Annotated in this window: 12 protein-coding genes; 4 read left to right on the top strand and 8 right to left on the bottom strand. The window is 66.9% G+C overall.

The annotated features are described in order from the left end of the window. Positions 1-168: 168 nt before the first annotated feature. Entirely contained in the window at positions 169-1,389 is a 1,221-nt protein-coding gene (locus OCW50_RS21705) for an AI-2E family transporter (protein ID WP_262298915.1), read from the bottom strand. 852 nt (positions 1,390-2,241) lie between these two features. After that, positions 2,242-5,943 (bottom strand): vitamin B12-dependent ribonucleotide reductase, encoded by a 3,702-nt coding sequence (locus tag OCW50_RS21700; protein ID WP_262298914.1) that lies wholly within the window; start codon positions 5,941-5,943, stop codon positions 2,242-2,244. Positions 5,944-6,610: 667 nt separating this feature from the next. Here OCW50_RS21700 and OCW50_RS21695 point away from each other — a divergent pair. Next, positions 6,611-7,024 (top strand): NADH:ubiquinone oxidoreductase subunit NDUFA12, encoded by a 414-nt coding sequence (locus OCW50_RS21695; RefSeq protein ID WP_262298913.1) that lies wholly within the window; start codon positions 6,611-6,613, stop codon positions 7,022-7,024. Between the two features lie 349 nt (positions 7,025-7,373). Here OCW50_RS21695 and OCW50_RS21690 read toward each other — a convergent pair whose 3' ends face one another. Beyond that, on the bottom strand, positions 7,374-7,991 hold the full coding sequence (locus OCW50_RS21690; RefSeq protein WP_262298912.1) for a hypothetical protein: 618 nt from the start codon (positions 7,989-7,991) through the stop codon (positions 7,374-7,376). 228 nt (positions 7,992-8,219) lie between these two features. Here OCW50_RS21690 and OCW50_RS21685 point away from each other — a divergent pair, with 228 nt between their 5' ends. Together OCW50_RS21685 and OCW50_RS21680 are read left to right on the top strand one after the other, a co-directional pair. Then, positions 8,220-8,375 (top strand): DUF1127 domain-containing protein, encoded by a 156-nt coding sequence (locus tag OCW50_RS21685; RefSeq protein WP_262298911.1) that lies wholly within the window; start codon positions 8,220-8,222, stop codon positions 8,373-8,375. Positions 8,376-8,584: 209 nt separating this feature from the next. Further along, positions 8,585-9,577, top strand: a complete 993-nt coding sequence (locus OCW50_RS21680; RefSeq protein WP_262298910.1) for a bile acid:sodium symporter family protein — start codon at positions 8,585-8,587, stop codon at positions 9,575-9,577. 64 nt (positions 9,578-9,641) lie between these two features. On the opposite strand, the gene OCW50_RS21675 is transcribed toward OCW50_RS21680, so the two are convergent. After that, positions 9,642-10,649, bottom strand: a complete 1,008-nt coding sequence (locus tag OCW50_RS21675) for an SDR family oxidoreductase (RefSeq protein WP_262298909.1) — start codon at positions 10,647-10,649, stop codon at positions 9,642-9,644. A 236-nt stretch (positions 10,650-10,885) separates the two neighbouring features. Between OCW50_RS21675 and OCW50_RS21670 the strand changes: the two genes are divergently transcribed. After that, a complete protein-coding gene (locus OCW50_RS21670) occupies positions 10,886-11,491 on the top strand; it encodes a DUF2155 domain-containing protein (RefSeq protein WP_262298908.1) in 606 nt (201 codons plus the stop codon). Between the two features lie 3 nt (positions 11,492-11,494). Here the strand turns inward: OCW50_RS21670 and aat are convergent, their stop codons facing one another. The 4 genes from aat to aroQ form a co-directional block, all read right to left on the bottom strand. After that, positions 11,495-12,172, bottom strand: coding sequence for a leucyl/phenylalanyl-tRNA--protein transferase (gene aat, locus OCW50_RS21665; protein WP_262298907.1), 678 nt, complete (start codon positions 12,170-12,172; stop codon positions 11,495-11,497). 327 nt (positions 12,173-12,499) lie between these two features. Continuing rightward, positions 12,500-13,858, bottom strand: a complete 1,359-nt coding sequence (gene accC / locus OCW50_RS21660) for an acetyl-CoA carboxylase biotin carboxylase subunit (RefSeq protein WP_262298906.1) — start codon at positions 13,856-13,858, stop codon at positions 12,500-12,502. Positions 13,859-13,866: 8 nt separating this feature from the next. Continuing rightward, positions 13,867-14,343 (bottom strand): acetyl-CoA carboxylase biotin carboxyl carrier protein, encoded by a 477-nt coding sequence (gene accB / locus OCW50_RS21655; RefSeq protein ID WP_262298905.1) that lies wholly within the window; start codon positions 14,341-14,343, stop codon positions 13,867-13,869. A gap of 26 nt (positions 14,344-14,369) precedes the next feature. Continuing rightward, positions 14,370-14,837 (bottom strand): type II 3-dehydroquinate dehydratase, encoded by a 468-nt coding sequence (aroQ, locus tag OCW50_RS21650; RefSeq protein WP_262298904.1) that lies wholly within the window; start codon positions 14,835-14,837, stop codon positions 14,370-14,372. Positions 14,838-14,914 lie beyond the last annotated feature (77 nt).

The following is a 14,914-nucleotide window of genomic DNA, read 5'->3' as shown; positions in this document are numbered from 1 at the left end:
CGGAAGCGGCCACATCGGCCCCTGGCGCATCGTGCGGCCCTTCGGGTCACGAGCGTGGCCCGCCGGGTCCGCCTCATCCGATGCTTTCTTCTTGAATGAGAGCATCGGTCAGAACGGACCCAGCGGGCCGCGCCAGCGAAAACCGGATCCACTTTTCCGTCCGATGCTCTAGGTGATGGTCGTGTCCCGGGCCGCCCCCCCCATTGGACCGGTGGGGACGGCCATCACGTCACGCCGTCCCGCGGTCGTGGCGTCCTCGGCGGGTTGCCCGACGTCGCCGCGTTCGGGAGGCGCCGATCGCGAAGCCGTCGCGCCGTATGCGGACGGTGTCGGCATGGCGCCGAGCTCAGGACCGGCGAACGGGCTCCGCACGACGAACCGCAGGATCACGCCCAGCGATGCGGCCAGCGGGATCGCGACCAGCAGGCCGACGAACCCGAACAGGTACCCGAAGGCGAACAGCGCGAAGATCAGCCAGACCGGGTTGAGCTTGACCCGGCTTCCGATGATGCGCGGCGACAGCACGTAATCGGCAAGGATTTCCCCGATCAGGAACGTGCCGGCCACGACGGCCAGGGGCGTCCAGTCGGGCCAGAACTGGGCCATGGCCACGCAGGTCGCAACGACGAAGCCGACGCCGAGTCCAAGGAACGGAACGAAGCTGATCAGGCCGGCCGTGACGCCGATCAGGATGGCATGGTTGAGGCCGGTCAGCCGCAGGGCGGCGGCGTAGAACGCGGCCAGGATCAGGCAGATGACGATCTGCCCGCGCACGAAGCCGGCCACGGTCCCGTGGATCTCCCGCCCAAGGGCCCGGACATCCTCGCGGTGCTCGGCCGGCACCCAGGCGTCCAGCGTCGCGGTCATCCGCTCCCAGTCGATCAGAAGGTAGATGCTGACGATCGGCACCACCACGAGCAACGACAGGAGCGAGAACACGGCCTTCCCGCCCGACCATGCCGAGCGCAGAAGCTCGTCGAGCCAGGCGCTGCCCGTCCCGGCCATCTCGCGGGTGACCGATTCCTCGATCCGGAGTTCCTGGCCCATGAGCGCATGCAGCCAGGGCCGGCTCGTATCGGCCATGAGGGCCTGGACCTGCGTGACATAGCGGGGGAACTCGTCGACGAAGAACCGCAATTCCCGCAGGAGCGCCGGAAGCATCACCAGCACGAGGCCGACGAACCCGACGACCAGGGGCAGCACGAGCATCAGGGCGGCGAGCGCGCGGTTGAGACCGATCCGCTCCAGTCCGTCGACCACCGGGGCCAGCAGGTAGGCGAGCGCGATGCCGACGGCGAACGGCAGCAGGATCGGGCGCAGCAGAACCAGCATCAGAAGCGCCAATACGGCGAGCGCGATCCAGAACAGGGTGGAGCGTGCGATCGTCATCGCGTCCCTCCCGGCTCCGGAGCGGGCACGGGTCGGGCCGGCCGACGGACAATCCTCTGAATCATGGCCTGTTGCTTCCTGAACTCGGTCGCCCGTGTCGCCCCGCCCGTCGCCGCCACCGGTCCGGATCGGCGGCGAACTGGGACCCGCGCGATGCGCTCGTCAAGGAGGCCGGAGCATCGGACGTGAACAGTGGGTCCAATCTTCACGTCCGATGCTCTCGCGACCCTGGGCGCGACGCGCCGCGTCGAGCGCGCGTCCGCAGGTCAGCCCGTCGCCGGTCCGGTCCGCCGCGCGCGCCCGAGTGAGCCCGCCCCGTTGCAGTCCAGGATAGGCACGGCCCGCGCGTCTGCTTGATCGATCAGGACAGGGAATGAACATCTTGGGACACCCGGGCCGGAACCGGGCGGAGCGGCGGGAGTGGGCGGCCGGCCCGCGGCGGGCCGGCGATGACGGGGCAGGGCGACGCCGCTCCGACGGTGGCCCGTCTCGTCATCAGCTGGCTTGTCCCGGTGATTCCGCTTCTGTGAGGCATGGCGCTTCTCGGATCGGGATGGCCGGGACAGGCCCGGCCATGTCGTGGGAGGGTGTTCGCACCGCCTCACACCACCCTCCACGTCATCACCGGCCTTGTGCCGGTGATCCCGATTGTTGGGAGCGCGGCGCCTTTCCGATCGGGATGGCCGGGACAAGCCCGGCCATGACGTGGGGAGGGTGGCAGGAAGGGCGGCACAAGGCCAGCCATGACGGAGGAGTGATCGTGGGAGGGTGTTGTCACCGGCCCTGACCACCTTCTCCACGTCATCACCGGCCTTGTGCCGGTGATCTCGATTGTCCGAAGGTAAAATGATCTTACGAGCACCCGGTCGTGCTGCCGCACGTATCGCACTTCAGGCACGTCCCGTTCCGGACCAGCGTGAAGTTCGCACATTCAGGGCAGGATTCGCCGACATAGCCCTTCATCTTGGCCTCGGCGCGCCGGTCGGCGACGGACGGGGCCGCGAAGGCGAGTTTGGCCATCTCGGCTTCTCCGACCGTCTCCTCCACCGGGGCGCCGGCCGGGGCGAGTTCGCCCTTGAGGGCATTCGCGCCGACCGTCAGACCGGGCGAGCGCTGCGTCGCGCTTCCGGCGCTGCCGGCCCCGCCCGGGATGAGCATGAGGCGGTCGACGGAGCCGCGGGTGAAGCCGCGGGAGACGACCGCCGTGGCGGGCGCCGGCTCCGGGGCCTTGGACTGGGCTTCGCCCGACCCGATGGTGGTGGGGCCGGCCTCCGACGGGTCGACGTGGGCGAGGTCGTTGCGGGCGAGATACGAGACCGCGAGCTCGCGGAACACGTAGTCGAGGATCGACGTCGCCGACTTGATGCGCTCGTTGCCCTGGACGAAGCCCGCCGGCTCGAAGCGCGTGAAGGTGAAGGCCTCCACGTATTCCTCCAGCGGCACGCCGTATTGCAGGCCGAGCGAGATCGCGATGGCGAAGTTGTTCATCATGGCCCGGAAGGCGGCGCCTTCCTTGTGCATGTCGATGAAGATCTCGCCCAGGCGTCCGTCGTCGTACTCGCCGGTGCGCAGGTACACCTTGTGGCCGCCGACGACGGCCTTCTGGGTGTAGCCCTTGCGGCGGTCGGGCATCTTCTCGCGGTCGCGGATGGCGACCACGCGCTCGATCACCTTCTCGACGATCTTTTCGGACACATGCGCGGCCTTCGCGGCGGCCGGCATCGCGGCGACGGCTTCCGCCGCATCCTCCGCGTCCTCGTCCTCATCGGCGATGAGGGCGGAGTTCAGCGGCTGCGACAGCTTGGAGCCGTCGCGGTAGAGGGCGTTCGCCTTCAGGGCCAGCTTCCAGGACAGCATGTAGGCGTTCTTGCAGTCCTCGACGGTGGCGTCGTTGGGCATGTTGATCGTCTTGGAGATCGCCCCCGAGATGAAGGGCTGGGCAGCCGCCATCATGCGGATGTGGCTCTCCACCGACAGATAGCGCTTGCCGATCTTGCCGCATGGATTGGCGCAGTCGAACACCGCGTAGTGCTCGACTTTGAGGAAGGGTGCTCCCTCGAGGGTCATCGCCCCGCAGATGTGGATGTTCGCGGCCTCGATGTCGGCCTTCGAGAAGCCGAGGAAGGACAAGAGGTCGAACGACGGGTCGTTGAGCCTGTCCGCCGGCACCTTGAGCGTGCCGGTCAGGAAGTCCTCGCCCAGGGTCCAGCGGTTGAACACGAACTTGATGTCGAAGGCGCTCTTCAGGCCCTTCTCCACCGCGTCGATCTTCTCATCCGTGAAGCCCTTGGCGCGCAGGGAGCCCGGGTTGATGGCGGGTGCCTGCTTCATCGACCCGTGGCCGACCGCATAGGCCTCGATCTCGGCGATCTCCGACTCGCGATACCCCAAAGCTCTCAAGGCATCGGGCACCGCCCGATTGATGATCTTGAAGTAGCCGCCGCCGGCGAGCTTCTTGAACTTCACCAAGGCGAAGTCTGGCTCGATGCCGGTGGTGTCGCAATCCATCACGAGGCCGATCGTGCCGGTGGGCGCGATCACGGTGGCCTGCGCGTTGCGATAGCCGTTCTTCTCGCCGAGTTGCAGGGCCTTGTCCCAGGCGGATTTCGCGTGGGCGACGAGATCCTGGTCCGGGCAGGAGGCGTGATCGAGCGGCACCGGGTCGACCGCGAGGCCCTCGTAGCCCGCGGCTTCGCCGTGCGCGGCGCGGCGGTGGTTGCGGATCACGCGCAGCATGTGCTTCGCGTTGGCCTTGTAGTTCGGGAACGGCCCGAGCTCGCCCGCCATCTCGGCGGAGGTCGCGTAGGACACGCCGGTCATGATCGCGGTCAGCGCGCCGCCGAGCGCGCGGCCGGCGTCGGAGTCATAGGGAAGGCCCATGGTCATGAGCAGGCCGCCGATATTGGCGAAGCCGAGGCCCAGCGTGCGGTACTCGTAGGAGAGCTGCGCAATCTCCTTCGACGGGAACTGCGCCATCATGACCGAGATCTCGAGCACGATCGTCCACAGGCGGCAGGCATGCTCGAACGACTCGGCGTCGATCTTGTGGTTCTGGCGGTCGAAGAACTGCAGCAGGTTGGCGGAGGCCAGGTTGCACGCCGTGTCGTCCAGGAACATGTATTCCGAGCACGGGTTCGAGGCGCGGATGCGGCCGCCGGCCGGGCTGGTGTGCCAGTCGTTCATTGTGGTGTTGAAGTGCAGGCCCGGATCGGCGGACGCCCAGGCGGCGTGGCCGATCTGCTCCCAGAGGTCGCGGGCCTTGAGGGTCTTCACCACCTTGCCGTCCTTGCGGGCGGTGAGGTGCCAGTCCGCATCGTTCTCCACGGCGCGCAGGAAGTCGTCGGTGAGCGACACGGAGTTGTTGGAGTTCTGGCCCGAGACGGTCAGGTAGGCGTCGGAATCCCAATCCGTGTCGTAGATCGGGAAGTCGATGTCCGTGTAGCCCTGGCGGGCGAACTGGATCACGCGCTTGATGTAGTTGTCCGGGATCATGACCCGGCGGGCGAGCTTGATCTCCTTCTTGAGGGCCGGGTTCTTCTCCGGATCGAAGCAGGCGTCGCCCTCGGCCTCGCAGTTCACGCAGGCCTTCATGATGGCCTTGAGGTGCTTGTTGCCGAGCTTGGAGCCGGTCACGAGGGCGGCGACCTTCTGCTCCTCCTTCACCTTCCAGTCGATGTAGGATTCGATGTCCGGATGGTCGACGTCGACCACCACCATCTTGGCGGCGCGGCGGGTGGTGCCGCCCGACTTGATGGCGCCGGCGGCGCGGTCGCCGATCTTGAGGAAGCTCATGAGGCCGGACGAGCGGCCGCCGCCGGAGAGTTTTTCACCCTCGCCGCGCAGCTTGGAGAAGTTGGAGCCGGTGCCGGAGCCGTACTTGAACAGGCGCGCCTCGCGGACCCACAGGTCCATGATGCCGCCCTCGTTCACCAGGTCGTCCTCGACGCCCTGGATGAAGCAGGCATGCGGCTGCGGGTGCTCGTAGGCGGATTTCGACTTGGTCAGCTTGCCGGTCTTGTAGTCCACGTAGAAGTGGCCCTGGCCGGGACCGTCGATGCCGTAGGCCCAGTGCAGGCCGGTGTTGAACCATTGCGGCGAGTTCGGCGCCACCATCTGGTTGGCGAGCATGAAGCGCAGCTCGTCGTAGAACGCCTGGGCGTCCTCTTCCGACGAGAAGTAGCCGCCCTTCCAGCCCCAATAGGTCCAGCAGCCGGCGAGCCGGTCGAAGACCTGCTTGGAGGAAATCTCGGAGCCGAAGCGCTGGTCCTCGGGGAGCTGGCCAAGCGCCGCCTCGTCGGGCACGGAGCGCCAGAGCCAGGACGGGACGTCGTTCTCCTCGACTCGTCTGAGCCGGGCCGGGACGCCGGCCTTGCGGAAATACTTCTGGGCCAGCACGTCGGACGCCACCTGGCTCCAGGTCTCCGGCACCTCGATGTTCTCGAGCTTGAAGACGATCGAGCCGTCCGGATTGCGGATCTCGCTCGTGGCGAGCCGGAAGGCGAGGGAGGAATAAGGCGACTGGCCGGTTTTCGTATAACGCCGCTCGATCCGCATCATCAGGTTCCTAAGTTCCGGGGACAAAACGTCCCCATGGCCGCGATTTGCCCCGCAGCTCATCAGCCCACAATTGTTGTTCGACGCCCCAACGATCCGTTCTTTCCGGATCGCCACACGCAACACGCCTGAGTTACGGCCTCCCTCGGGCGCCACAGGTCACGCGGCAACGCGGTTGCCACGGGGCTCTGACGCTCACTCTGGGAGTTTCAACCGGCCTTTTCGGGTCGGTCACCGGTCTCTGGTCGGTACCCCGGCAAGCTAGTCGTGTTGCGAGCCTTACGTCAAGAACTTGTGTCGCGGCTCACGGTTCCAACTATATATAGTGTGGAGAGTGTTAAGAATGTGGAAAACTAGCTAAGCCACAGAGACTCCTCTGAGAATCCGTTCCGCGAATTTTCCCCGGCCAAGCTTCGCCGGCTCCGAGCCGGTTTCGAAAGGGCCGAGATGTTGTGCCGGCGCATCAATCGGCGCCGGGCCGGGGCGGGGGGCCAGGTCCGCCACGAAAGCGCCGGAATGGCGCAAATGCGGGAAATGTCCCGCAGGGCCGCGCGACAGGTGCACACCCGAGAATCAGTCTCGCTTTTCGCGAGTCGGAAAGGCTGGACTTCCCTGTGCGCTGTCGCCATATTCCGCGCGAATTGACGAACCCCTCTCGGCGGCAGCGATGAAACAGTTTTGGACTCAGTTCTTCACCTGGTGGAACGGACAGACCCTGGGCACCCGGTATTTCACCTGGCGCAAGGGGCAGTTCGTGGGCGAGGACGAGTTCGGCAACCGCTACTACCGGTATGTCCAGGCCCAGGCCATCGATTCGAACGTGGGCGCCGAGCGCCGCTGGGTGGTCTATAACGGCGATGCCGATGCCTCGAAGGTGCCGCCCGGCTGGCGCGCCTGGCTGTGCCACAACGGCGACGTGCCCCCGAGCGAGGAAACCTACAGGGCTCATCCCTGGGAGAGGTCCTACGTGCCCAACATGACCGGCACGGCCCAGGCCTATCGTCCGCAGGGCTCCAGCCTGTCGGCCGGACAGCGTCCCGCCGCCACCGGCGATTACGTGCCGTGGACGCCAGGGGAGTGACCCGGCGAGTGAGGCGCCGCCGCGTCCCTTAAGGCGGTCTTCATGCTGCAACGAATCCGGGTCCGCACCTGCGTCGGGTGCGGGCTCCCCAAGGCCAGCCCGATTTCAGCTCCCATGCGGGCCGGGGCGAGAACGGCCCGGCCAATTGGTCGGACCGGGGCGTCCTGAGCCGGGCTCAGCCCTGTCGGCGCTCTTAGCGCATCGGACGGACCCGAAGGGCCGCGTCAGCGAAAAGCGGACCCGGTTTTCGCTTGCGCGGCCCGCTGGGTCCGTCTCATCCGATGCGCCGGTCAAGAGAATGAGCCTCGGATAAATCCCAAAAGTGGTGTCCACTTTTGGGTCCGAGGCTCTAGCCCTTGGGATGGAAATACGACTGGCGCCGCATGACGGCATCGGCGAACAGGCCGAAGGCCTGGATCACATGGCCCTGCGGTACCTCGATCCCTCGGGCCACGCCGAACCCCTTCAGAACACCGCCGCGCTCGTCAGGCTCGGGATCGCGATGGGTCCCGCCGTCGCGCAGGGTGCAGGTCTGGCACCGGATCGGGCCGAGGATCTGGGCCCCGCGGCCGATCCGGTTCGACCGGGTGAGCGATCCTCCCCCGAGGAGGCGGGCGCCGTCTCCGACCGCGATGGTGTCGCCTGCCGCGGCCTTGAGGGTGAAGCCGCCTTCCTCGCCGATCTCGGCGTCGGCGCCGATCCCGACCCATCCCCCCGCGGCGACGATCCGGGTGCCCGGAAACAACTGCGTTCCCCGGGCGACTGCGACGGTCCCGCCGTCCGCGATCTGCAGAACGACGTTGGGCCAGAGGACGACATCGTCTTCGAGCCGCACGTCGCCCGAGATCAGCACCGAGCCTGGATCCGGCACCAGGATGCCGCGCCGGGAAAGGGCGGCCGTGTCTCCCTGAGACAGGAAGCCGAGGCGCCGGCGCGCCTCATCGCCCAGGTGATCCGTTTCGTTCATAGGCCTGTGATCCTGCTGGATGCGCCGGCCGAAGCTTAACGGAATCGGCCATGGAGCAAAGCCCGTCCGTTGCAGGGGCGGGGCGCGATCGAGGCCTCGTTATGCTGCTGAGGCATAACGGGCGCGAGTTCTTATGGCTCCTCAGGTCTGGCCGGCACCCTTATATGCGCATCGCTGCAAGAGCAAAGACAACCGGCCGCAAGGGCCGGTCCACTGATGGGGGTTTTGATGTTCGTTTCCTACATTCTTGCGAAGATTCGCAAATATCATGCGTACCGCAAGACGGTCCGCGAGCTGTCGCAGCTTTCCGACCGGGACCTGTCCGATCTGGGCATCGCCCGCTACGACATTTCCCGGATCGCCCGGGCGGCGGCCTTCGCGTAAGCCGGGCTGCGCCGGATCCTGACGCTCGCGCCCGCCCTCGGCGGGCGTTCGCGTTTCAGGGCATATTCCGGCCCAGCCGCCGAAGGAGAACGACCGCCTGGAGCGTTAGACCTAGCGCATCGGACCTGAAAAGTGGGTCCATTTTTCAGGTCCGATGCTCTAGGCCCGGTCATGCGTCGTCCGAGACGCCAACCATTTTGAAGGTCCCCATGGCTTCTCTCATCTCACGGGAATGGTACACGATCGCGATCTTCGGCATGGTCGTGATCGCGTCGATCCTTCCGATCGGCGGCGCGCCGGCCGAGGTGTTCTCCGTCGCGACCAATCTCGCGATCGCCCTGCTGTTCTTCCTCCATGGCGCCAGGCTGTCGCGCGACGTGGTGATCGCCGGCATGATCCACTGGCGTCTGCATCTGTTCGTGCTGGTCACCACCTTCGTGGTCTTCCCGATTCTCGGCCTCATCGTCCTGGCCGTGCCGGACCTGATGACGCCGGCGCTGGCGACGGGCATCCTGTTCCTGTGCGTTCTCCCGTCGACCGTCCAGTCGTCGATCGCCTTCACGTCGATCGCCGAGGGCAATGTCCCAGCGGCGATCTGCTCGGCCTCCGCGTCGAACATCCTGGGCATGTTCCTGACCCCGCTGCTCGTGGGGCTCTTGTTCCATACCCAGGGGAGCGGGGGCTTCTCCCTCGGGGCGCTCGAAGGCATCCTGCTGCAGCTGCTCGCCCCCTTCATTCTCGGTCAGGTGCTTCAGCCCTATCTCGGGCGATGGCTCGGCCGGCACAAGAAGCTGACGCAGATCGTCGACCGGGGCTCGATCCTGATGGTCGTCTACGGGGCCTTCAGCGAGGCCGTCATCGAGGGGCTCTGGCACAAGCTCTCGGCCCAGGATCTCGTGGCCGTCGTGGTGATCGACATCGTGCTGCTCGTCGTCGTGCTGTGCTTCACGTTCTATGTCAGCGGCTGGTTCGGCTTCAACCGGGCGGACCGGATCACCATCACGTTCTGCGGGTCCAAGAAGAGCCTGGCGTCGGGCGCCCCGATGGCCAACGTGATCTTCGCCGGCCAGGATGTCGGCTCCATCGTGCTTCCGCTCATGATCTTCCACCAGATCCAGCTCATGGCCTGCGCGGTCCTGGCCCGCCGCTTCGCCAGCAGCGGGAAGGCGCCTGCCGCGCCCGAGACGGCAAAGTCCGTCTGATTCCGCGGCGATGATGGGCCGCGCCCCGGGCCACGCGGAGCCGGGACGCGGCGAGAGGCGGGATCTAGGGCTGGCCGCCGCCCCCGGCGGCTCCATAGACCTGTCCGGTCGCATAGCTCGCATCCGCGGCCGCGAGCTGGACGTAGATCGAGGCCAGCTCGACGGGCTGGCCCGGGCGGCCGAGGGGCGTGTCGCCGCCGAATTGCTGCAGCTTCTCCTGCGTGGCGCCGCCGCTGACCTGGAGCGGGGTCCATATCGGCCCGGGCGCCACGCCGTTGACCCGGATGCCCTTCGGACCGAGCTGCTTCGCCAGCGACTTGGTGAAGTTCATCATGGCCGCCTTGGTCATCGCGTAATCGACGAGGTTCGCCGACGGGTCGTAGGCCTGCTCGGAGGTGGTCTGGATGATCGCCGATCCCGGGGTCAGGTGCGGCAGGGCGGCCTTCGTGAGCCAGAACATGGCGTAGATGTTGGTCTTGATGGTCGCGTCGAAGTCCTCGGACGTGATGTCGAGAAGCGATTGCCGCTGCTGCTGGCGAGAGGCGTTGTTGACCAGGATGTCGAGCCCGCCGAGCTCCCGCACGGCATCCGCCACGATGCGGCCGCAGAGGGCTTCGTCGCGGATGTCCCCGGGGAGCGCCACGGCGATCCGGCCCTCCTTCCGGATCAGGTCGATCACCTCGCGGGCATCCGGCTCCTCGTCCGGGTGGTAGCTGATGGCCACGTCGGCGCCCTCCCGGGCGTACGCGATGGCGGCGGCCCGGCCCATCCCCGAGTCGCCTCCCGTGATCAGGGCCTTGCGGCCCTGGAGCCGGCCCGAACCCTTGTAGCTCGTCTCGCCGTGGTCCGGCCGCGGATCCATCTTGCCGGCGAGGCCCGGCCAGGGCTGGGACTGCGAGCGGAACGGCGGCTTGGGGTATTTCGTCGTCGGATCGTCCTTGGCCGCGGTGCGGCTCGCGGGGGTGCCCGAGGTCTGGGCGCCGGCCGGCCCGGCCGCCGCCGCGGCGAGGCCGACCGCCGCGCCACCCATCACCCCACGCCGTGAAATCGCATTGCCGTTGCTCTCGTCCATGGCCAGCCTTCCATCATTCAACAAGCCCGGTTAACTGGCCGGACGGCCAGTGGTTCACTTTGTCCGCTGACGTTGTCGTGAGGGTAATCCCGACATCCGGGTGGATCTCCCGGGGCTTCTTTCCCGGCTTGCCCTTTTTCCATCATGGTTCGCGTGGTATCGCGTTGCCCGGAACAGGGGCGCGGCCGGACAGGCCGGGCGGAAACCGCCGGATCGGATGTGGCTTGGATCAGATGATGAAACTCGGATGGACGCGGGCGGCTTTCGTGCTCGCATCGCTAATCGGCGGCCTCGGCGCGGCCCATGCGGACCGGATCAAGAATCCCACGGCCGTCTTCTCGGGCCTCGACAAGATCACCGGGCGCATCGTGTCGTTCGAGGTCGGGATCGACGAAACCGTCCAGTTCGGCGCCCTCCAGATGACGCCGCGGGTCTGTTTCACCAAGCCGCCGACGGAAGCGCCCAACACCACGTCTTTCATCGAGGTGGACGAGCCAGGCACCGACGGCAAGACCAAGCGGGTCTTCTCCGGCTGGCTCTTCGCCGCGAGCCCGGGCCTGCACGGTCTCGAGCATCCGGTCTACGACATCTGGCTGGTCGACTGCAAAGGCGGCACGGAGGTCATCGCCGAGCCGAAGGAGACGCCCGAGGAACTGCCGCCGATCCAGGACGCGACCCGCGCCCCGGCTGAGAGCGGCCGTCCGGGCGACATCATCGCGCCCACCGGGGCGACGGCGCCGCGCCCGCCGGCCGTCCAGACGGCTCCCTTGCGTCAGCCCGAGCCGCGGCAGCCGGTCCGGCGCCAGGCGCCCGCGGCACCGATCATCAACACGGATCGGTAAGGCTCATCCGGCGGCGTGAAGGGCGGCGAGGACCTCCTCGCCCCTGACGGCCCGGTCCAGGGGCCAGGCCGCCCAATCGGCGCCGTGGTCCATGGCGTTGCGCAGCATCTGCTTGTAGGTGCGGCGGGGAACCTCGATGGCGCCGAACTGCGCCAGATGCGAGGTCACGAACTGGGTGTCCAGGAGCGAGAATCCGCCCCGGCGCAGCCGGGCGACGAGATGCACGAGGGCGACCTTCGAGGCGTCCCGCTCCGTGTGGAACATGCTCTCGCCGAAGAAGGCGCCGTTGAGGCGCACCCCATAGAGCCCGCCCACGAGCCGGTCGTCCCGGTAGACCTCCACGGTGTGGCAATAGCCGGCATCGAAGAGTTCGCCGTAGAGTTCGCGGATGCGCCGGCTGATCCAGGTCTTCTCCCGGTCCACGCCGGGCGCCGCGCAGCCGGCCACCACGCCGTCGAAATCCCGGTCGACGCGGATCTCGAAAAGGTCGGAGCGGACCGTGCGGGCGAGGCGCTTGGAGATGTGGAAATGGTCGAGCGGGATGATGCCCCGCTCGCGCGGCTCGACCCAGAACAGCGAAGGATCGTCGGCATCCTCCGCCATGGGAAAGATCCCGGCCGCATAGGCCTTCAGCAGGATGTCGGGGGTAATCTCAATCGCGTGGTCGGGAGACCGGGTCATTCACGCACATATCCGATCGTTCGAGCTATCCCGCATAAAATAGGATAGGCGAACCGCGAAGTCAGACCGGTCTCAGGTAGATTTTGCCAAGCTCGCGGATCTTTTCATCCGAGGTCCGGCCCTTCGCGGCGAGGCCCCGCAATCGGATGCTTGCGCTTGCGGCCGCATCCCCAAGAAGAGAGCGAGGCCTAGAGCATCGGACGGATTCCAAAAGTGCAAGTCCACTTTTCACGTCCGATGCTTTAGTCTCCCATGGCCTCGTTTCGAGAAAGCGCGGCCCCTGTTCCGATCCTGCCGGATGAGGGGACGCGTCATGTCATGACAAGACTATTCGGTCTCGCCCAGGCCGCCTGTCTTCAGGAAGTTCTCCAGCCAGTGGATGTCGTACTGGCCGTTCTGGATGTCCGGGTTGCGCACGAGGGTCCGGAACAGGGGCAGGGTGGTGTCGATCCCGTCGACTACGAACTCGTCGAGGGCGCGCCGCAGGCGCATGAGGCACTCGTTGCGGGTGCGGCCATGAACGATGAGCTTGCCCACGAGGGAATCGTAGTGCGGCGGGATGCGGTAGCCCTGGTAGGCGGCCGAGTCGACGCGCACGCCCAGGCCGCCCGGCGGATGGAAGTAGCTGATCGTGCCGGGCGAGGGGCGGAAGGTCGAGGGATGCTCGGCGTTCACCCGGCATTCGATGGCATGGCCCTCGATATGGATGTCCTCCTGGCGCACCGAGAGCGGATGCCCGGCCGCGACCCGGATCTGCTCGTTGACCAGGTCGATTCCGGTGATCATCTCCGTGACCGGGTGCTCCACCTGGATGCGGGTGTTCATCTCGATGAAATAGAACTCCCCGTCCTCGTAGAGGAACTCGATCGTGCCGGCGCCCGCATATTGCAGGTCCTGCATGGCCTTGGCCACGACGCCGCCGATGCGCTCGCGCATCTCGACGTTCAGCGCCGGGGAGGGACCTTCCTCCCAGACCTTCTGGTGGCGGCGCTGCAGGGAGCAGTCGCGCTCGCCCAGATGGATGGCGTTGCCCCGGCCGTCGCCCAGGACCTGGATCTCGATGTGGCGCGGCTTCTCGAGATACTTCTCGATATAGACCGCATCGTCGCCGAACGCCGCCTTGGCCTCCGTCCGGGCGGTCTGGAAGGCGTGGACCAGGTCGTCCTCGTTGCGCGCCACCTTCATGCCGCGCCCGCCGCCGCCGGCCGCCGCCTTGATGATCACCGGGTATCCGATGTCCTTGGCGACCTTCCTGGCTTCGTCCTCGTCATTGATGCCGCCCTCGGAGCCCGGCACGCACGGGATGCCGAGGCGCTTGGCGGTGCGCTTGGCCTCGATCTTGTCGCCCATGATGCGGATATGCTCCGCCTTGGGGCCGATGAACGCGATGCGGTGGTGTTCCAGCACCTCGGCGAAGCGGGCGTTCTCGGACAGGAAGCCGTAGCCCGGGTGGATGGCGTCGGCGCCGGTGATCTCGCAGGCGGCGATCAGGGCCGGAATGTTGAGGTAGCTGTCGCGGGCGGCCGGCGGGCCGATGCAGACGCTCTCGTCGGCAAGGCGCACGTGCATGGCATCCGCGTCGGCGGTGGAATGCACCGCCACGGTGGCAATGCCGAGCTCTTTCGCCGCGCGCAGGATGCGCAGGGCGATCTCGCCGCGATTGGCAATGAGGATCTTATCGAACATGTCGCGCCTTACTCGATGACGAGGAGGGGTTCGCCGTATTCAACAGGAGTTCCGTCTTCGACAAAGATGGCCGTCACGGTGCCGGAGCGGGGGGCCACGATCTCGTTGAAGGTCTTCATGGCCTCCACGAGCAGAACCTTGTCGCCAGCCTGGACCTTGGAGCCGACCTCGACGAAGGCCTTCGCGTCCGGCGACGGCTTGCGGTAGGCGGTGCCCACCATGGGCGAGAGCACGGCGCCCGGATGGGGCGCGCCCGGCTTCGCGGCAGCGTCCGTCGAGGCGGCGGCCGGCGGCGGCGCCACGACCGGCGCAGGGGCGAGCGCGGCGGGAGCCGCGACCGGAACGGTCACCGCGGCGGTCACCATACGGGCCACGCGGATGCGCAGGTCGCCCTTCTCCACTTCGATCTCGCTGAGATCCGTATCGGCGATCAGATTCGCCAGTTCACGGACGAGATCGGGATCGAAAGGGTTTTCCTTGGCCATGGGGCTTACCTCTACTTCCTGAGGAACTAATGCTGGGACGACTTCGCCTGGCGGGCCCGCTCGGCCATCACCTGGTGAACCGCTTCCAGGCCGAGCACGTAGCTCTGGGGCCCGAAACCGCAGATCACCCCGACGGAGACGGGCGCGATGAGCGAGCGATGGCGAAAGCCTTCGCGAGCATGAACATTCGAAATGTGGATCTCGACCGTCGGAGCGCCGCTGCCGGATATGGCGTCGCGGAGCGCGATCGAGGTGTGGGTATAGGCACCGGCATTGATGACGATGCCGGCTCCCTGAGCGCCCGCCTCCTGGATCCAGTCGACCAGATGTCCCTCGTGGTTCGACTGGCGGAACGTGACCGACATCCCCAGAGCCTCCGCCTTCTCGCGCACGAGCTTCTCGATGTCCTGCAGCGTCGTGCTGCCATAGACTTGCGGCTCTCTGCGGCCGAGCAGGTTGAGATTGGGTCCGTTGAGGACGAAGACGGTGGTCATCGCGAAAGGAGCGTTCCTGGTGCCCCGCGAGGCGGAGCCGAAACGCCCTCTTATCCAAAAGGCGGGCAGGGGGGAAG

This window comes from Microvirga sesbaniae (genome assembly GCF_025460805.1).
Classification (GTDB): domain Bacteria; phylum Pseudomonadota; class Alphaproteobacteria; order Rhizobiales; family Beijerinckiaceae; genus Microvirga; species Microvirga sesbaniae.
Note: the sequence above shows the minus strand (reverse complement) of the source record. Positions and strands in the feature narration are given on the sequence as shown.